The sequence below is a fragment of the Pseudomonas sp. FSL W5-0203 genome, assembly GCF_001896155.1.
Classification (GTDB): Bacteria; Pseudomonadota; Gammaproteobacteria; order Pseudomonadales; family Pseudomonadaceae; genus Aquipseudomonas; species Aquipseudomonas paracarnis.
On the sequence record NZ_MPOR01000004.1, the window covers coordinates 92,307 to 110,875 of the forward strand.

The 18,569-nt window shown below is 54.8% G+C and carries 17 protein-coding genes and 1 pseudogene; 6 read left to right on the forward strand and 12 right to left on the reverse strand.

Features of this window, described 5'->3' with window-relative positions; all coding sequences use genetic code 11:
• Positions 1-21: 21 nt before the first annotated feature.
• The 4 genes and pseudogenes from BOP96_RS29440 to BOP96_RS05830 all read left to right on the forward strand — a co-directional run.
• Positions 22-286, forward strand: a pseudogene (locus tag BOP96_RS29440) (PDDEXK nuclease domain-containing protein); the annotation flags it as partial.
• Positions 283-2,400, forward strand: a complete 2,118-nt coding sequence (locus BOP96_RS05820) for a DEAD/DEAH box helicase (protein ID WP_073452048.1) — start codon at positions 283-285, stop codon at positions 2,398-2,400. The pseudogene BOP96_RS29440 and the gene BOP96_RS05820, both read left to right, overlap by 4 nt.
• Positions 2,393-3,574, forward strand: coding sequence for a GIY-YIG nuclease family protein (locus BOP96_RS05825; protein WP_073452049.1), 1,182 nt, complete (start codon positions 2,393-2,395; stop codon positions 3,572-3,574). Before BOP96_RS05820 ends, BOP96_RS05825 begins: the two co-directional genes overlap by 8 nt.
• 328 nt (positions 3,575-3,902) lie before the next feature.
• Positions 3,903-5,411: an Hsp70 family protein gene (locus BOP96_RS05830; protein ID WP_083609829.1), complete on the forward strand. Its 1,509-nt coding sequence runs from the start codon at positions 3,903-3,905 to the stop codon at positions 5,409-5,411.
• A 187-nt stretch (positions 5,412-5,598) separates the two neighbouring features.
• Here the strand turns inward: BOP96_RS05830 and BOP96_RS05835 are convergent, their stop codons facing one another.
• The 3 genes from BOP96_RS05835 to BOP96_RS05845 form a co-directional block, all read right to left on the reverse strand.
• Positions 5,599-6,096 (reverse strand): JAB domain-containing protein, encoded by a 498-nt coding sequence (locus BOP96_RS05835; RefSeq protein ID WP_073452050.1) that lies wholly within the window; start codon positions 6,094-6,096, stop codon positions 5,599-5,601.
• Positions 6,097-6,224: 128 nt separating this feature from the next.
• Positions 6,225-7,193, reverse strand: coding sequence for a DUF932 domain-containing protein (locus tag BOP96_RS05840; RefSeq protein WP_073452052.1), 969 nt, complete (start codon positions 7,191-7,193; stop codon positions 6,225-6,227).
• 142 nt (positions 7,194-7,335) lie between these two features.
• A complete protein-coding gene (locus BOP96_RS05845; protein ID WP_073452054.1) occupies positions 7,336-7,671 on the reverse strand; it encodes a hypothetical protein in 336 nt (111 codons plus the stop codon).
• A 532-nt stretch (positions 7,672-8,203) separates the two neighbouring features.
• Between BOP96_RS05845 and BOP96_RS05850 the strand changes: the two genes are divergently transcribed.
• Together BOP96_RS05850 and BOP96_RS05855 are read left to right on the forward strand one after the other, a co-directional pair.
• Positions 8,204-8,434, forward strand: a complete 231-nt coding sequence (locus BOP96_RS05850; protein ID WP_073452056.1) for a helix-turn-helix transcriptional regulator — start codon at positions 8,204-8,206, stop codon at positions 8,432-8,434.
• Between the two features lie 293 nt (positions 8,435-8,727).
• Positions 8,728-9,825: a YagK/YfjJ domain-containing protein gene (locus BOP96_RS05855; RefSeq protein ID WP_073452059.1), complete on the forward strand. Its 1,098-nt coding sequence runs from the start codon at positions 8,728-8,730 to the stop codon at positions 9,823-9,825.
• A 2-nt stretch (positions 9,826-9,827) separates the two neighbouring features.
• Here BOP96_RS05855 and BOP96_RS05860 read toward each other — a convergent pair whose 3' ends face one another.
• The 9 genes from BOP96_RS05860 to BOP96_RS05905 all read right to left on the reverse strand — a co-directional run bounded on the left by BOP96_RS05860 (position 9,828) and on the right by BOP96_RS05905 (position 18,539).
• Positions 9,828-10,691: a hypothetical protein gene (locus tag BOP96_RS05860; RefSeq protein WP_073452061.1), complete on the reverse strand. Its 864-nt coding sequence runs from the start codon at positions 10,689-10,691 to the stop codon at positions 9,828-9,830.
• A gap of 57 nt (positions 10,692-10,748) precedes the next feature.
• The gene (locus BOP96_RS05865) at positions 10,749-11,978 is read right to left on the reverse strand and encodes a tyrosine-type recombinase/integrase (RefSeq protein WP_073452196.1); all 1,230 of its coding nucleotides are present in this window, start codon (positions 11,976-11,978) and stop codon (positions 10,749-10,751) included.
• A 366-nt stretch (positions 11,979-12,344) separates the two neighbouring features.
• Complete coding sequence (locus BOP96_RS05875) at positions 12,345-13,115, reverse strand: LexA family transcriptional regulator (protein WP_014720107.1); 771 nt, start codon at positions 13,113-13,115, stop codon at positions 12,345-12,347.
• Positions 13,116-13,326: 211 nt separating this feature from the next.
• The gene (ppa, locus tag BOP96_RS05880) at positions 13,327-13,854 is read right to left on the reverse strand and encodes an inorganic diphosphatase (protein WP_003176323.1); all 528 of its coding nucleotides are present in this window, start codon (positions 13,852-13,854) and stop codon (positions 13,327-13,329) included.
• A 109-nt stretch (positions 13,855-13,963) separates the two neighbouring features.
• Positions 13,964-14,779, reverse strand: a complete 816-nt coding sequence (locus tag BOP96_RS05885; RefSeq protein WP_073452063.1) for a zinc-dependent peptidase — start codon at positions 14,777-14,779, stop codon at positions 13,964-13,966.
• 6 nt (positions 14,780-14,785) lie between these two features.
• Entirely contained in the window at positions 14,786-15,442 is a 657-nt protein-coding gene (locus BOP96_RS05890; protein WP_003194521.1) for a DedA family protein, read from the reverse strand.
• 321 nt (positions 15,443-15,763) lie between these two features.
• On the reverse strand, positions 15,764-16,222 hold the full coding sequence (locus BOP96_RS05895; RefSeq protein ID WP_014720105.1) for a GNAT family N-acetyltransferase: 459 nt from the start codon (positions 16,220-16,222) through the stop codon (positions 15,764-15,766).
• A gap of 89 nt (positions 16,223-16,311) precedes the next feature.
• Positions 16,312-17,148 (reverse strand): ethanolamine ammonia-lyase subunit EutC, encoded by an 837-nt coding sequence (eutC, locus tag BOP96_RS05900; protein ID WP_019818775.1) that lies wholly within the window; start codon positions 17,146-17,148, stop codon positions 16,312-16,314.
• A complete protein-coding gene (locus BOP96_RS05905) occupies positions 17,145-18,539 on the reverse strand; it encodes an ethanolamine ammonia-lyase subunit EutB (protein ID WP_073452065.1) in 1,395 nt (464 codons plus the stop codon). Before BOP96_RS05905 ends, eutC begins: the two co-directional genes overlap by 4 nt.
• Positions 18,540-18,569 lie beyond the last annotated feature (30 nt).

An 18,569-nucleotide genomic window follows, 5' to 3' on the forward strand; every position in this document is an offset into this window, starting at 1 on the left:
TTCCGGTTAGTCTGAGTATGTCAGTTGAGTTTTTACTTCACTGCTGCGGATGCTCAGATCAAGCATCCAGAGGGCGGTTCAGCCATTGGCATGCTGCTGTATAAGAGTAAGAACAAGATAGTGGCCGAATACGCCCTGCGTGATAACGCCCGCCCCATCGGTGTGGCCGAATATCAACTGGTGGACTCCCTGCCGGCAAAGGCTGAAAACCAGCCTGCCTAGCATCGAACAGATCGAACGCGAACCGGCAAGTGATGACGCATCCATGGAAGACGACTCGCAATGACCGAACAGACTCAGAACCCCACGAACACCTACACGCTGCCTTCCGTATCTATTACCACGGCACACACCGGGGCTTCCAGCAAAGCCAATGAGTTGGGTATGCGTACCATGCAGGAGCGTGCCTATACCAAGCGTGGTGAGCAATACCTGTTGATCAAGTCGCCTCCCGCATCGGGCAAGTCCCGAGCCTTAATGTTTATCGCGCTGGATAAGCTGCATAATCAAGGACTGCAACAGGCTATCGTCGTAGTGCCGGAGCGCTCCATTGGCGGGAGCTTCGCAGATGAACCGCTTAGCTCTTCTGGTTTTTACTGGGACTGGCAAGTGGCTCCGCAGTGGAACCTATGCAATGCCCCAGGCATCGACGAGCCGCGCGTTGCCAAATCCAAGGTCGAAGCTGTGCGCTCCTTCCTGAAAAGTGCAGATAAGACGCTGGTCTGCACTCATGCCACCTTTCGCTTTGCTGTAGAGGAATTGGGAATCGAGGCATTCGACAACCGTCTTATTGCCATCGATGAGTTCCATCACGTTTCGGCCAACCCGGATAACAAGTTGGGCGGTCAGCTGAGCGCTTTTATCGGGCGAGATAAAGTACATCTGGTAGCCATGACGGGCTCTTATTTTCGCGGTGACAGTGAGGCCGTGCTGGCCCCTGCGGAAGAAGCCAAGTTTGAAACGGTGACCTACACATACTACGAACAGCTCAATGGCTACCGCTGGCTCAAGTCACTGGACATCGGCTACTTCTTCTACACAGGTAAGTATGTGGATGCCATCGCCAAGGTACTAGACCCTGCACTGAAAACCATCGTCCATATTCCCAACGTAAATGCTCGTGAAAGCCTCAAAGACAAGGAGCGGGAGGTAAACGAAATCATGAGTGCGCTGGGCGATTGGCAGGGTGTCGACCCTGCGACCGGCTTTCACCTCATCAAAGTCAAAGACGGGCGCACGTTGAAAGTAGCCGACTTGGTGGATGATAGCGACGCGACTAGACGCTCCAAAGTGCTCAGTGCGTTGAAAGATCCGGCGCAGAAGAACAACCGCGATAATGTGGATGTCATCATTGCTCTGGGCATGGCGAAGGAAGGCTTTGACTGGATCTGGTGTGAACATGCACTAACCATTGGTTACCGCAGCAGCTTGACTGAAATCGTGCAGATCATTGGTCGCGCAACACGTGATGCAGAGGGTAAGGAGCGCTCACGCTTTACCAACCTGATCGCTGAACCCGCAGCCGATCAAGCCTCTGTTGCTGAGGCGGTGAACGATATGCTCAAGGCTATTTCCGCTAGCTTGCTGATGGAGCAAGTGCTGGCTCCACGCTATGAGTTCACCCCGAAAGATACAGGGCCGAAAGAGGGGTTCAATTACGGGGCTGAAGGTTATCAACCAGGTGGGATCAATTTAGGGGTGAATGAAACCACAGGTCAGTATCATGTCGAAATCAAGGGGCTCGTTACGCCTCAAAGCGCAGAAGCTACGCGCATCTGCAAAGAGGATTTGAACGAAGTGGTGACCAACTTCTTGCAGGATAAAACCGTGCTGGAGCGCGGCCTTTTCGATAAGGAAAACACTCTGCCCGAAGAGTTGACCCAGTTGCGTATGGGAAAGATCGTACGCGAGCGTTACCCAGATTTGAGCGAGGCTGATCAGGAAGCCGTCCGCCAGCACGCCATTGCTACAATGAATATTACCCAGCAGGCCAAGCTGGCCTTGGCCCAAGTCGATACAGGCAATGGTGACACGGTACAAGGAAGCACAGCGCTGCTGGATGGGGTGCGTAAGTTTGTCAACGTACGCGAGCTGGATATTGACCTGATCGACCGCATCAACCCATTTGATGCCGCTTATGCGGTGTTGGCAAAAACGATGGATGAAAAATCTTTGCGGCAGGTGCAAGCCAGTATCGCCGTCAAGAAAGTGAGTATTCCTCGTGATGAGGCGGTTGAACTGACCAATCGCGCAAGAACTTTCAAACGGGAGCGAGGCCGTCTTCCTGACATCAACTCTGCTGATCCCTGGGAAAAACGCATTGCCGAAGGGGTGGCCGCGTTCATGCGCTTCAAGGCTCAGGAGATGGCTGCGCAACAAAGTGGGGTGATCAATGGCTGAGATTGACGAAGACGAACTGCTCGCAGATCTTGGCCTTGAAATCGCTCCGCTCAAAGTTGCCAGTCGGACCCCTGGAGAGGAGCGCATCATCGCTGGCTTCGAGGATATTCTGCGCTTTTGTCAGCTCCACGGTCGTGCACCGTTACATGGTGAACACCGCGACATATTTGAGCGTTTGTATGCCGTGCGCCTAGATCAGTTACGTACATTGCCGGAAGCGCAAACTCTGCTGGCTGAGTTGGATGGCCTCGGCCTGCTGACTGGTGCATTAGCTTCCCCAGCGGATGGGGATGAGCTGGATGAGGACGCGTTGCTGGCCGAATTGGGACTCGGCGGTGAGTCCGCTGATCAGGCCGACATCACGGTGCTGCGCCACGTACGTTCGAGCGTTGAAAAACGCGCAGCCGAAGAAATTGCCGACCGTACTCGATGTGCGGACTTTGACAAGTTCCAACCGTTGTTCGAACTGGTAGAGAGAGATTTGAAGTCTGGTGTTCGCAAAACCTTACGTTTTGGGCGCGATACCAGCATTGAAACCGGCCACTACTTCATCGTAGGTGGGCAACTCGCCTATGTGGCTGAAACAGGCGAAACCATCAAGGCTCCTAATGGCGAAAGCGATGCGCGCCTGCGTGTTATCTACGCCAACGGTACGGAAAGCAACCTGCTGCGGCGTTCGCTGCAACGGGCTCTCTACAAGGACGACACCGGTCGCCGGCTGACCGATCCGGACATGGGGCCATTGTTTGGCGATGCTCCAGAGCCTGACGATATTGAGAGCGGGACTATCTACGTACTGCGGAGCTTGTCTAGTCACCCATTCGTAGCTGAGCATCGCGAGCTGATCCACAAAATCGGCGTGACTGGCGGCAAGGTGGAAACCCGTATCGCAGGCGCGGAAAAAGACGCCACCTATATGCTGGCTGGCGTGGAGGTGGTCGCCGCCTACACGCTGCACAACCTGAATCGGACTAGGCTAGAGAATATCTTCCACCGCTTATTTGGCGCAGTACAGCTTGATCTAACTATCGAAGACCGCTTCGGAAATCCGGTCAAACCGAGAGAGTGGTTCCTAGTACCGCTCCATGTGATTGACGAAGCGGTTGAGCGCATTCGAAATGGATCTATTACCGAAGTGATCTACGATCCACAAACTGCTCGCTTGGTCAGCTAGGTGGGATGGAGAGGTTACGAGGTTCTGTAAAAAAGCCCACGTCTCCACGCTAGAGCTCGCTATGCAATCGGGCATCACACCTTCCGGATTCAATTGCTTAGGACGATGGTGTCCACCCTGATAGTTGGGCACCATTTTTAGCCACACATAGCGCATCGCGCCGACGAACTTCTAATAACCCGGCCTTCAATCCAGCGTCATTCATAATACTTTGCAACCGAAATCAAGTATTTGCGGAAACGGCTTCATTCTGCCACTACTCCGCTGACAACCTCTTCAGTCTCCTATAGATTCCTCTCGTATTGCTCCTCCACGGCAGGGACCGCAGATGAAAATTGGCATTGATTTTGGCACCAGTTACTCCAGCGCGGCAGCGTTTTGCAACGGCCGTATCGAACACATCCTGTTCAATGGCCAGCCGCAATTTCGGACGTCGGTATTTTTCCCCGACCGTGCAGTCGACATTTCCGGGTTTGAGCTTACCTTCTCCCATGAGCAGGAGATCAGTGACGGAATTCGCGCTGCCAAGTCCTCTTACGCCAAGCGGGTTACTAAGTACAACGAGGATGTGGCAGCGATAGAGGCGCGAATTCGAGCCGCCGCTCGCAATAATAATCCGATGACCAAGGAGGAAAAAGCTGAGCGCCGCACCATGATCGCAAAGCCTTTCCTGAGCAGCGATCAGGACCTTCGCGAGTCCGCCATCAATGCAATTAAACGTCGTTGGCTGAGCGATGAGATCGTGAAAGCCAAAGAGGCCGACATTCGCCTTGATGCCGCGATCTTTGGTGAGGAAGCCATTGATGCCCTATTCATCTACGAGTCTGGTCGCCTGGTCCAGTCTCCAAAATCGATGCTGGGCTTCCGCCTAGGGCAGGCCCAACGTGGCTACATCACCGGTATTGTGACGCGTATTCTCAAGCACATCCGAGAACAAGCGTGCTTGCAGCTCGGACAAGTAGTCAGGTATGCAACTCTGGGAAGACCTGTGAAATTTCGCAGCTCCATAGGGCCGGACGGAGGGGCGCAAGCCATTGCCATCCTCACCGAAGCAGCCCTTGCCGCCGGCTTCGAAGCAATCGACTTTCTACATGAGCCTTCTGCCGCTGCTGTGGCGTACCACACCAGTTCAGTCACTGCGCACCATGCATTGATCGTCGATATCGGGGGTGGAACCACCGACATCGCATTGGCTGAAGTCGGTACCGGGGACACCCAACCTAATATTCTGAACACATGGGGCGAACCCAAGGGCGGTACCGATGTTGATCTCGGTCTCTCGCTCCGCTCCGTAATGCCATTGTTCGGCAAGGGGGTATGCCCCGAGTTGTTAGCACCGGTGTTTATGGACGCCGTGTCGGTGAGTGACCTCAATCGGCAAAAGACCTTCCGCGGTCTCAGCTTCCCCCATACCCCACTTCCCTACGCATACCGACTGGCGCAGCTACAGAAGCCGGGCATCCCCGTGCGCCTAAACCGTGATGTGGAGAAGCTAAAGATCGAACTGAGCGAAACTGCGCAGAGCGAACGTTCACTGGATTACATTGAGCAGAACCTGGTAGTGCAAGCGACCGATAGCCACTTGGCATTGGCCGCCGAGAGTTTCATGCGCACCTTTCAAGCGCTTCTCGCGCAAGTCGCTAGCGAGATCCAGAACTATAATCCGACGCTGTTCCTAACCGGTGGCATGTCCCGTGCGCCCTACGTGATCGAAGCGGTAAAGCAGGCCTTTCCGCACTGCGATATAGCCCCGAGCGAAGCCTCTCTAGGAGTCGTCGATGGGTTGTCGGTATACGCCTCACTAACCCGGGATGCCCGGGCCCCTGAGCATGCCTGAATACCCAATACTCTCCAAATGACCAAGGAGCGTCATGGGTGACCCATTTGTTTCAATTAGTTTGGCTATCGCAGTGGCTGATTACAGCGCGGAATCATGACAAAAAATAAGTGTGGGGAGTAGTTACCTGGCGATGTCCGCCCTAGCATCAGCAAGGGCAGTCAATCTTGCGGTGTGGATCTAGGAGTTATAGGCAACCTCGTTCAGCCAACGATACGCAGCCTTCATGGCCTACGACGACATGATCCAATGTTTGGGTACCAATCATGTTTAGAGCATTCTTGAGGGTTGTGGTCAGTGCGCAGCCGACTTGGCTGGGCTCGTAATGGTTAGAAGGATGGTATTCCACTAGGATTACGGCTGCTGCGTTATGTTCAAGGGCGATCCTGATCACCTCCCGAGGGGACACACAGGCAACTTCCAATGCCCCCCTGAATAGTTCTCTGAAGCCAATAACTCGGTGCTCAATATCGAGCAGTAACAAAGCAAAGACTTCGTAATCATGGAATTGCAGCAGCGTTTGTAGATGGCTGAAGACGAGTCTACGCTCGGTCAACGCCCGTCCTTTAGACAGACGATACATCGCGAGTTGTTGAGCCATCTGCAGGATGTCGGCTTCGGTGACCGGCGATTCCACGACATAGGTGTCGGGCGTTTCACCGACTTTGAGCTTGGGATATTTCATGCTGGTATTCCTATCGGAACGCGTGAAAGCACTGGAGGATGGGTGGCACAATTACTAGAAGTGTGGGATTAAATGATTCCGAACGCCCCAGTAGGTGAGAGCGCTCGGCAGTGATTTGGCTCGATGGTTCATGCAACGAGTTGTAAGGCTGCATCGAGTGCCTTCTGTTTGATAACTGCACCTTGACCAAACCATGCCGAATCCATTCGATACTCAGAGCTTCTCGCGCGTCTTTCATGATCCACGTATTCAGTCACGGCGTTCAGCAAGCCCCATGCTGTTCCGCGAGCGGACGCCATATCAGATCCTCGGCCTTTACCTTCGTACAGGTTTTGTACCTTCTCCATAGCTCGTTTGTTGGGCAGTACATTGGGAATGGGGTCATGCGCGCTGGTGTCGCACAGCACGCCCATGAAGAAGCTCATGGCCTCAGTCCACTGAACCTTACGTTCCGCGAGTGCGTGCATCCGATACATAAATTCGTCCCATTGCGAGACGGCGATGCCTAGTTGTTTTTTTACTGCCTGCGAATCAAAGCGCGTGTTGTGTGGAACCTTGATTGCGCGGGTAGCGCCGTTCAGGGAGATGGACAGGGTGTTGTTGCAAACCACACGCACGGTGGTCGGGGTCGCGGTGGTGGCTAGTGTGCCGTCACAGGAGGTGGCCAATAGCAGATAGCCGCTCACTTGATCATTCCCCTTCAGCGCAGTCTCTTGGCCCGTCCTGGCGAGCGCCCAGAACTTGCGCCCACCTTTAAGTACTCCGGCGGTTTCCAGCTCATACCCTGAGACCTCGGTGAGGTCTCGGTAGAACTCCAGGACTTCACGCGGCTGCACCACTTGATAGCGATTAGAGACCACCGATAACGGCGCTTTGGTGTCGGAGCGGTACAGCACCCTTTGTTCCGGAAAGGAGTGGATCGAGCCCAGAGTGCCGATTGTGTCTGATTTGAAATGAACTGGACTGTCCTGGATTTGCCAGTTCATGCCGGCTTCGCGCTGCCAGACTTCCAGCGGTTGTTTTTGCGTCAGGCGGTTACCCAGGCCATGCCAAGGGGTAACGCCAACGTAGGCCATTTGTTCGACGAGATGAGCCATGCGAGTGATTCCATTTCATAGGCGCGCGATGAGGCCGCTGAGCGTTCAGCAGGGATCAGTCAGCGTGCGGGATGGCATTGGAGAGGGGGTGGTGAGGGATCAGATGGGGACCAGCTGTTGCGTGAAACGGGAGATGAACAGTTCAAGCGGAATGACGGCTGCTAAATGACAGTCCGCAGTTGAGACAACCGTAATTGTCCAAAACCCGCTCATCGATGACTTCGCCGAGTTTGGCGCCCGCGATGCAGCCGGTCGCCGCTCCGGCTAATCCGCCGAGAATGGCCCCGGCCATACTGCCAGCAATGACACCAGCGGGACCGGCTACGACGCCGATGACAGCGCCAACCTCGGCACCGCCCATAGCGGCTGTGGCACCTCGGGCGGTGCCACCGACGGTGCCGATAAGGGCGCCGACTTTCCTGGCGAAATCCTTGGTGATGACAGCGCTGGAGTGACAGCGTGGGCATTGAGTGGTCATGTGCAGGGTTCCTGTAGAGAGTCGCGATGAAGTCATTACACGGGCATAGAGCTCATCAAGCGGATTGCCTAGGCAATCCGCTTGATGAGCTCTCGAGTGTGGAGGGATGCTTTATGCACAGAGGTACAGGGTTGTGATGTATGACTGAAATTTCGTTGACTAAGTATTTTGATGAATTTTCAATCTCGCTTATGGCTCGAATTATGCTTATGAGTGACGCTCTGGAATCTGTTCGGATCTTTCAGGACTGGCTCAGATCGGGTTGGACAAAATGAGGGAAAGACATTTTCTACTGGTAATTGACATGAGAACTAAGTCGCTTGTCTGAGAACTAACTCTAGGACGAGTCAATGCGGGCACGCATGCATGTGCCTGCATACGCGCGCGCGCGCGAGGTAAACAGCAGTGGGCACCCGCCTGGCGTGTTGACGCGTTTCTGTAAAACTTCTACGAAAGCACAGGTAATTTTCCGGGCGAGGGAATCCCTTTAGATTAGTCCCATCGCGTACCAACGCAGTCTGGAGCTTACGAAATGGCAGAAATCAGCACTACCCATCCCAGAGTTTTACGCCTTAAGCAGGTGCTCGATCGTGTGGGTTTGTCGCGTTCAACGATTTATGACCGGATGAACCCTGCGTCACCGCGCTACGACGACTCGTTCCCCAAACCGATGAAAATTGGTAGTTCAGCGGTAGGCTGGTTGGAATCGAGCATTAACAAGTGGATTGAATCACTGGTTGATAATACTTTGAGAGGAAAGTGAGCTTGGAATAAAAGTTCAGGATAAGCCCATCTAGAGGTCAGTTCTTCGCGTACTAACTTAAGAAAATGGTTGAGTTTGTTATGGCTCAATCTAGGCGGTGTGTTGAGTTTTATTTGTGATATCTCTGGTCTGAAGAGGGTGTGTGGATATTGGTTTATATGTTATTAGATAATAACTAGAGGGTGTTGAGTGGTTGTAGTTGTTTGATGATGTGTAGGGCGTTGAGTGACCTGTCTGAATGATAGGTCGTAAATGTGATTAAATTTTATATTGATTGTGGATGTGGTGTGGTTATGAGTTTTAATGAGTTGGAATTTATTGATGCTTATAAGGAAAAGATTGTTGAGGAGTTTTATGATCCAATAAAGGAGGAGGGGTACTCGTGTTTTAGTGGGGACGGTATGCTGTTTGATTCTGTTAGCAGGATCATGAGGGCTGTAAGTGTGATGGAGAAGGCGACAGGAGATATATTTAGTTTGTCGTCGCTCAAGCACCGAGGTGAGCTGGTGTTAAGTAAAGAAGAAACATGTATTGTTATGGCGGTTACAATTAACTATGTTGAGCTTGAAAGAGGAATGGTCCTCTTTAAGGTGAATCCTTATGTTGGTGTCTTTTATGAGTGCTATAGGAAAATAAATCCTACAAGTCCATACAGGTTGGAGAAGTCGGAGTTGCCTGAATGTTTTCATGGACTAAATCGGTTTGTTAATGCGGTGAGAGAGTGTGTTTCTGGTGGAGCATTCAAGCGGGAGATGTCCGCGCATATGCGGGCAGCTAATAAGAACTATTCAGGTCTCTTGAGTTACATCGATTCTTTGTTTGCGCGTTATTCTAGAATGTTGGTTTTAAGAGTTGATTTCTCATACGGAAAGGGGAAGCTTGAAGTTGAAGATTATAGCCGGTCGAGTGATAGGTTGGACGCTCTAGGTATTGTTACGAAGCAAATTGTTCAGCATCGAATAGAGCTTATCGACTATCTGAAAAACAAGTGCCCTGATCTGGGGATGGTGGGATACGTATGGAAGCTTGAGTACGGTAGGGAGAAAGGCCATCATTACCACATGATGTTCTTTTTAGATGGGGCGAAGGTGCGGCAGGATATTGTCATTGCGAAGCTGATAGGTGAGTACTGGAATAATGTGATCACTCAGGGGAAGGGCGTTTATTATAACTGCAATGGAAACAAAGCTAGGTACAGGCACTGCGGTGTGGGGATGATTCACTACAGTGAGGCGGAAAAGCTGAGAAGTCTTAAAGAGATGGCAGCAATCTATCTTACGAAGGCGGATCGATATGTAAGTGCTTGCATGCCTGGGAACAATAGAACATTTGGTAAAGGGAACTCGCCAAAGGTGGGCGAGCGGTCAGTGGGAAGACCGCGAGAGTATTAGTATCAATCAGTCGAGCTATTACGAGCTGGGAATTGGGCGATCCTAACGGCAGCAGAAACGATAGGGTCATTTTTTATCCAGCGCCTCAATGTCTTTTCGATGCTGATCAGTGCAGGGCGCCTTATGTTGTTTTCCCCTAAATATTTTTTTATTTCTGGCAGTATTGCTTTATATGCATCCAGCTCTTGATTCCAGCCATCTTGCGGAGCTAGTTTTGTAAGTAATTCGCAAGATTTTTGTTTGGTTGGTAAGTAGTGCTCGTTACGAGAAAGGCCTCCTTCTGCAGCAACTTCTGAGCGTGTTTTTATTTTTTCGTTAAAGAATCGTTGATCCCCTAAATAGAGTAAATGTAAGCTGCCGACTAATAATTCTATTCCTATATCTGAATTGAATGTTTGGTGGTGTGCAATCGCAATAAATATGCTTGAGTAAGCGTGTTTTATATGCTGGAAGGCAGCGCTTTTTTCCTTTATTAAGAATTTTGTTAATTTGTTTTTTAGTTCTTTATTGTTGTATGGGTGTGGCTCTTTGTTCTCTTTAAAGATGTGGTCAAGTTTTATTTTGTTTTCGTTTGAGAGCGTTCTGCGAAGCATCATGTATCGTTTGATTACTATGCCTAGCACCTCATTTGCTGCACTCTCTATGTTAAAGGTGGCGAGGTGTTTGTATTCTGGGTAGTCCGCTATGTTTGGTAGGATGGGTTTTTCTTTGGGAGGGGATTTCTCTATTATGAGTTCTAGTTTTGATTTCGGGGTTGCAGTCCAATTATCGAAATCTAGAGAGATCTCTATGGTGATATGATTGATTTTTTCAGGGTCGTTAGTTTTTTGTGAAGTAATTCTTAATTTATTGCGTTGAATCTGCAAAGTTTCATCGTCCTTGAATTGGTCGTTGAGGAAGCTCCTTCGAAGGAGCTGCTTTTTTTAAGCTTGATTAGTGGCTCTGGTGTTCTCAGGCAGCGGCTTGCATATGAATTTAGCCCAATCTGTCATGAGTGCTCGTCGCTTGTCGAGGAAATCGGAGCGAGAGTACGCCCCTTCAGTTTGGTCGCGTTCGTCATGTGCGAGTGCCATTTCACAAACCTCTCGTGGGTAGTGCGTGCATTCACCCGCCCAGTCACGAAATGAAGAGCGAAAGCCGTGTCGAGTGATACGTTCATACTTCATGCTGTGCAGAAGCGTGCGTATGGCATTTGTGTGCATCACTCCTGACTTCCCCTGGCCAGGGAACAGATAGGAGCTTCCTTCAGCTCGCGGAATGCCTCGCACCAGCTTTATGACTTCCTCGGAAAGCGGGACCACAAAGGCCACGCGCATTTTCATGCGTTCATCTGGCAGAGACCAAGTGCCAGCTTCCAAATCAAACTCATCCCAACGAGCAAACCTCACCATGTGGGCACGTGCGCTGGTCATGATCAGCAGTTGAGCGGCCAAGGAGGCGGGTGTGGCGTTTGCGCTGAGTTTGGCCATCAGGGCGGGTACGTCCTGCCACCGCAACGCTTCAAAGTGCTCGCGTTTTCGAGCCTTCTTCTTTTCTGCACGACTCAGAAGGTTGTCCAAGTGTCCGCGCCAGCGAGCAGGGTTTTCGCCCTCACGTAAATTGCGTGCCTTGGCTGCGTCCAGAACCTGCTCAATTTGCCCTCGTACCTCGTCGGCAGTTCTGGTCTTGGTGGCCCAGATGGGTTGCAGCACCTTGAGCACCTGGGGCGTGCCGATTTCCTCGGCAGACAGTTTGCCAATCTGGGCAAACGCATACAGCTCCAGCTTCCGCAGCCAGCCTTTACGCCACTTCTCTGACCAGGTGCCTCCGTGGGCCTCGCAGTATTCTTTCGCGAGTGTCTCGAACTTCAGCTGTTTCGCTTCGCTGGCTCGCTGTGCTTCGCGTTGAGCCGCGCGTTCGATGTCGCGAGCGGCTAGGGGGTCTACACCGTCACTCAATTGGCTGCGCTTGACACTGGCTTCAAGCCTGGCCTTCTTGAGGCTTACCTCAGGGAAGGAGCCCAAGCCCATCTCTCTGCGACGGCCTGCCAGTTGGAAGCGAAGTAGCCAGGATTTGCGCCCGGTTGGTTTGACGACCAAGCGAAGCCCATCGCCATCTTCATAGGTGCCGGGTTCAGTCAGGTTTTCTACTTGTTTCGGATTCAGCTTACCCATTGGATTTCCCCTGTCGTCCCTTATGTCCCCCCACCTGTCCCCCCACTTCATCGTCGGATGAGGTCAAATGGCATTGAACGCCATCGGACAGGGGAATGCCTGAAACCCCCGGAATAGCTAAGCTATCAGGAAGATTCTCGGATGGGATAGGATTATTTTGGACAATTAAAAAGCCGGCTTGTGGCCGGCTTCTCGGGGACTGCCTCAGCTTGTTTTTGACAAGCCTCACCAGCCTTCAAATCGCTCAGCCCACATTGCGTCGGGCTGAATAGTAGGGCATCCGCGGGAACTCCTCCGCTTCGCCAGCAGGGAGTCAGCTAGAAGCGACCCCTGCCAAATGTGCGGCGCATGATACCCACATTCACTTCAGTTGCCCACCTCCGGTTCCGATTTAGAGCCTTCCCAGCCCAGCAGGTGTTCATCCAGTGGCACCGGTGGGCGGCGGTTGTTGAGGGTGGACCACCAGAATACCCAGCCGACGATCTTGAAGCTTTGCTCGAAGCGTTCCTCGTGGTTGAGGTATTCGTCCGGGTGTTCGCTGGCGTTGTGGCTGCGCAGGCGCAGGCCGCCGCCAGGGCGGTTGTAGAGGTATTTGATACGCAGCATGCCGTCGTGTTCGACGGCGTAGATTTCACCGTCGATGATTTGGGTACGGCCTCGGTCGATGGCGAGGGTGGCGCCTTGTTGGATGATGTCGATCATGCTGTTGTCGACCATGTAGGCGCCTATCGCACGGTCGGGGTTTACGTTGAGTGTTTCCAGGCTGTGCAGGGAGACGCGGATGCGTTCGGTTGAGGTGAAGGTGGGGTGGAGGGGGATCTCCACGTCGGTTTTTTCCGGGCGGCAGGCGGGGCCTGTGAGGTATTTGCCTGTGTCTTCGCGGGCGGTTGCAATCCTTGCGGTGGGGCCTTCCAACAGGTAGTTGGCGGGCGGGTGTTTGGGGCCTTTGCCGTCGCTTAACCAGCGACTTGAGACGCACAGCAACTCTGCGATCTCGTTGAGTCGGCCCATGGGGACCCCGCGTTTGAACCAGTTGTTCACGTGCTGAGGCGTGACGCCGCGGTTCTTGGCGAAGTCGGAGGCGGAAAGATGAACTTCCCGTAATAGCGCTTTTAAACGATCACCTGATGTATTCATAAACGCAGAGTTTACTGGCCGGAAAGTCTAATCAAATAAACCATGCGTTGATTTGCGGTTGTAGGATTTGGCTTAGTTGTGGCCGGATCTTTCAGGTGTGCAACTTAGTTAAACGCTGCAAATAAACATTGAACTTGATGTTTAATTCGGCCCATAAAAAAGCCCCGAATTAACGGGGCTTTTTAATTGCCGTGGCAATGAGGCGCGGGTATCAGCCTTTGTAGGCGGCAACCGACTTCATGATCTCGGCGCGGGCGGCGTCTGCGTTGCCCCAACCGTCGATCTTCACCCACTTGCCTTTTTCGAGGTCTTTGTAGTTCTCGAAGAAGTGCTTGATCTGTTCCAGCAACAGTGGCGGCAGGTCGGTGTATTCCTTCACGTCCACGTACAGCTGGGACAGCTTGTCGTGTGGCACTGCGATGACTTTGGCATCGCCGCCGCCGTCGTCGGTCATGTTCAGGATGCCGACTGGGCGTGCGCGGATAACCGAGCCTGGGGTGACCGGGTAAGGGGTCACGACCAGCACGTCGAGGGGGTCACCGTCGTCAGCCAGGGTGTTAGGGATAAAACCGTAGTTGGCCGGGTAGAACATCGGGGTGGCCATGAAACGGTCAACGAACAGGCAGTCGCTGTCTTTGTCGATTTCGTATTTGATCGGCGCGTGGTTGGCCGGAATTTCGATGGCGACGTAGATGTCGTTCGGCAGGTCTTTGCCAGCCGGAATCTTGCTGTAGCTCATTGGGCGTTGCCCCCGTTAGTTGGCCATATGACATGGCCGGATTGGCCTAAAAGTGGCGGCGATTATAGGCATATTCTGACGCCGATGCCATGCGCCAAGCGTCGTACGGTCATTCGCCCTGTGGCGCGTAGCGCAGGTCGCTGGCTTGCAGTTGAGTCAGGCGGGCCAGGGGATCCTGGCGATAAAAGCGGCTGAGTTGGGCGTACACCTGTGGATAACTGTTGACCAGTAAATCCGGGGCGCTGAAGAAATACTCGCTGGTGACGGCAAAGAACTCCGCCGGGTTTTCCGCAGCGTAAGGGTCTATCTCGGTCTCGGCGTCCGGGTTGGCGTCCAACTGGCGATTGAGGTCATCGAAGGCGCCTTGCATGACGCTGGCCCAATCCTGCACGCGCATGTCGTGGTGCAGCGGCGGCAGGCCGTTGGCGTCGCCGTTGAGCATGTCCAGCTTGTGCGCTAGTTCGTGGATGACCAGGTTGTAGCCTTCCCATTGGCCGCTGGCGAGCACGCCGGGCCAGGCGAGGATCACCGGGCCCTGTTGCCAAGCTTCGCCGCTGTGTTCGCCGTCCCACTCGTGTTCGACGCCGCTGGCATCGCGATGGCGTTGTGGGCTGAGGAAGTCGTCGGGGTACAGCACGATCTCATGAAAGCCTTGGTACCAATCGAGGTCGCCCAGGTTCATCAGCGGCAGTTGCGCCTGGGCGGCGAGCAGCAGGCGTTGTTCCTCGTGCAGTTCGACGCCAGGCAGGGCGGTGAGGTGTTTTTCGCTGAGGAACACCACGCAGGCTTCGCGTAGCCACTGATCTTGCTCCGGCGTGATGCCGTCGAGGAAGGTCAGGTGGTGGCGCACCCGTTGCCAGATGTCATCGGCAATCGGGTGCTTGGCCAGCAGGCGCCGGCGACGCCAGGCGCTGAAGGACCACACGGGCAATCAGTGCGGGTTGGCTTCGGAGGACGTGCGGCCAAAGCGGCTGCGCACTACGCCAATAATCATCGGCACCAGGGACAGCAGAATGATGAACACCACCAGCAGCGACAGGTTCTTCTTGATAAAAGGCACGTTGCCGAAGAAGTAACCCAAGGTCACCAGGCCGCCGACCCACAGGATGGTGCCCAGTACGCTGAAGCCGAAGAAGCGCGGATACGGCATCTTGGCCACGCCCGCGACGAACGGCGCGAAGGTACGCAGGATCGGCAGGAAGCGCGCCAGCGTCACGGTCTTGCCGCCGTGCTTGTCGTAGAAGTCGTGGGTCTTTTGCAGGTAGTCGCGGCGGAAGATCTTGGAGTTCGGGTTGCTGAACAAGCGCTCGCCCGCCGTTCGTCCGATCACATAGTTGGTGCTGTCGCCGAGGATGGCCGCCAGCATCAGCAGGCCGGCCAGCAGGACTGGGTCCATACCGCCGCCGGCCGCGACGGCACCGGCGATAAACAGCAAGGAGTCGCCTGGCAGGAAGGGCATGACCACCAGGCCGGTTTCGCAAAAAATCACCAGGAACAGAATGGCGTAGATCCACGGACCGTAGTTGGTTACCAGCATGTCGAGGTAAACGTCGAGATGCAGGATAAGGTCGAGCGGGTTGAAATCCATGGATGGCACCTGTGTGAATAGCCCGGCTCAGCGGGCTTGTGCGGAAGCTCAGGCAATAAGGCTACAAGTAATTGTCGCGGTTCTTACAACCCTGAAAGGTCGGCATTATACGGATTGAGAGGTGAAAAGCGTGTGGCTTTTGTAGCGGGGAGTGTCGCGAAATTGTGAAGGGGTTGGGCTTCAAGCCAGTCGCCGGACCCAATGTGGGAGCTGGCTTGTCTGCGATAGCGGTGGGTCAGTATGAGAAGTGCTCGCTGACACTTCGCCATCGCAGGCAAGCCAGCTCCCACAAGGATATTGCGGTGTTTGGCTTACCGGTTTTCAGTCTTCGTTGATCGGCAACACGTAGTTTTTGAATTCGGTGTCTTCGCGAAACCCAATCGACTCATAGGTCTTCTGCGCCACGTCGTTATCGCTGCTGGTCGATACCCGCAACCGTACCGCGTGGGTGTCCTTGGCCATTTTCTTGGCCGTGCGCATCAGGTTGTCGGCCACCAGTTGCCGGCGCGCATCCTCGGCCACATAGATGTCGTTGAGGATCCATACCCGCTTGAGAGACAGTGAGGAAAAGCTCGGATACAGCTGGCAAAACCCCAGCAGCCGCTTGTCATCATCGTCGGCCAGGGCCAGGTAGATCACCGACTCCTTGCGCCGCAGGCGCTTTTCCAAAAAGGCCCGTGACGAGTCCGGGAACGGCAGGGCCCCGTAGAACTCGCGGTATTTGACGAACAACGGGGTCAACAGGTCCAGGTGTTCCAGGGTCGCTTGAGTAATCCGCATGCCAGGCCTCAACTTCCAAATGGGGTATGACCACACGAGCGGCCGTGACTCGATGCTGCCTAATGACGCCAAAAAGCGCAATCTTGCCGCTATCGGTCATCGGGCGGGCTGAGCAGGAAATTGCCCTTCATCAGGTCCGGGTCGTCCGATTCGAGGGTCTGAACCTGTGCCTCATCCTTGAGATTAACCCCCGACAACTGCCGGCGACACGCCTCGCGCATCAAGTACAGCAGGCGATGGGCCGCCATGCCATAACTCAGGCCTTCCAGCCGCACGTTGGAGATGCAGTTGCGATAGGCATCGGTGAGGCCGACCTTGGGGTTGTAGGTGAAATACAGGCCCAGGCTGTCCGGCGAGCTGAGCCCCGGTCGTTCGCCGATCAGGATCACCACCATCTTGGCGCCCAGTAGCTGCCCGATTTCATCGGCTACCGCCACGCGGCCTTGCTCTACCAGGATCACCGGTGACAAGGACCAGCCTTCGGCGTGGGTCTGTTCTTCCAGGCGCGCCAGAAACGGCGCTGTGTGTTTATGCACCGCCAATGCCGACAGGCCATCGGCTACTACGATGGCCAAGTCCACCCCGCCGGGCTGGGCCGAAGCGTAGTCGCGCAATGTTTGCGCCGACTCATCGCTCAAGCGTCGCCCCAGGTCCGGGCGTTGCAGGTACATGTGCCGGTCTGTGGCGGCGCTGTGCAGCAACAGGCTGTCTCGGCCACGTTCGGCCAATTGGCGGCTGAGGCCGGTGTGATCGAACGGCAAATGCACCGCGTCCCGCGCCTGGGCGTGGGCAAACTGGAAGTCCAGTTGGGCGCTGGTGGGAAGGCTGGTGCCGGTGCGGCCCAGGGCAATACGCGCCGGGGTGAGGCGGCGCAGTTCCAGCCACGGGTTGTCAGGCAATTCTGGTTGCACAGTCGGCTCCTTCATCCCAATTGCGCCAAGGCGTGACGAAAGGCCGGTGGCAAGCTATTGCCAAAATGCACCTTGCCATCAGCCTGCGTGAAGATGCCCATTTTCGCCAGCCACTGCTCGAACTCCGGCGCCGGTTTTAAACCCAATGTTTGCCGGGCGTACAGGGCGTCGTGAAACGAGGTGGTCTGGTAGTTGAGCATGATGTCGTCGGAGCCGGGGATGCCCATGATGAAGTTGATGCCGGCCACGCCGAGCAGAGTCAGCAGGGTGTCCATGTCGTCCTGGTCGGCTTCGGCGTGGTTGGTGTAGCAGATGTCGCAACCCATGGGCACGCCGAGCAGTTTGCCGCAGAAGTGGTCTTCAAGGCCGGCGCGGATAATCTGCTTGCCGTTGTACAGGTACTCCGGGCCGATAAAGCCGACCACCGTGTTCACCAGAAACGGCTTGAAGTGCCGGGCCACGGCGTAGGCACGGGTTTCACAGGTTTGCTGATCGACGCCAAAGTGCGCATTGGCCGACAAAGCGCTGCCCTGGCCGGTTTCGAAGTACATCAGGTTCTGGCCCAGGGTGCCGCGCTTGAGGCTCAAGCCCGCGTCGTAACCTTCCTGCAGCACGTTCAGGTTGATCCCGAAACTGGCATTGGCCGCTTCGGTACCGGCAATCGACTGAAACACCAGGTCCAGCGGTACGCCGCGGTTGATCGCTTCGATGGAGGTGGTGACGTGGGTCAGCACACAGGCCTGGGTGGGGATGTCGTAGCGCTGGATGATCGCGTCCAGCATCTCGAGCATGGCGCAGATCGAGGCGATGCTGTCGGTGGCCGGGTTAATGCCGATCATGGCGTCGCCGTTGCCGTACAGCAGGCCGTCGAGGATGCTCGCCGCGATGCCGGCCGGTTCATCGGTGGGGTGGTTGGGCTGCAAGCGCGTGGACAAGCGCCCGCGCAGGCCCAGGGTGCCGCGAAACTGGGTGACCACGCGGATCTTCTGCGCCACCAGCACTAGGTCTTGCACGCGCATGATCTTGGACACGGCCGCGGCCATTTCCGGTGTCAGCCCTGGCGCCAATGCGCGTAGGGCCTGTTCATCGGCCGCATCGCTGAGCAGCCAGTCGCGCAGGCCGCCGACAGTGAAGTGGCTGACCGCTGCAAACGCCTGTTTATCGTGGGTGTCGATGATCAGCCGGGTGACTTCATCGCTTTCATAAGGAATCAATGCTTCCTGCAGGAAGTGCTTGAGCGGGATATTTGCCAGCGCCATCTGCGCCGCCACACGTTCGCCGTCATTCTGCGCGGCGACACCGGCGAGGAAGTCCCCGGAGCGTGCCGGGCTGGCCTTGGCCATCACGTCCTTGAGGCTGTCGAAGCGGTAGGTTTGAGCACCCACCGCGTGGGAAAAGCTTGCCATACAGTGTCTCCTTGATGACGCGCGCCTGCT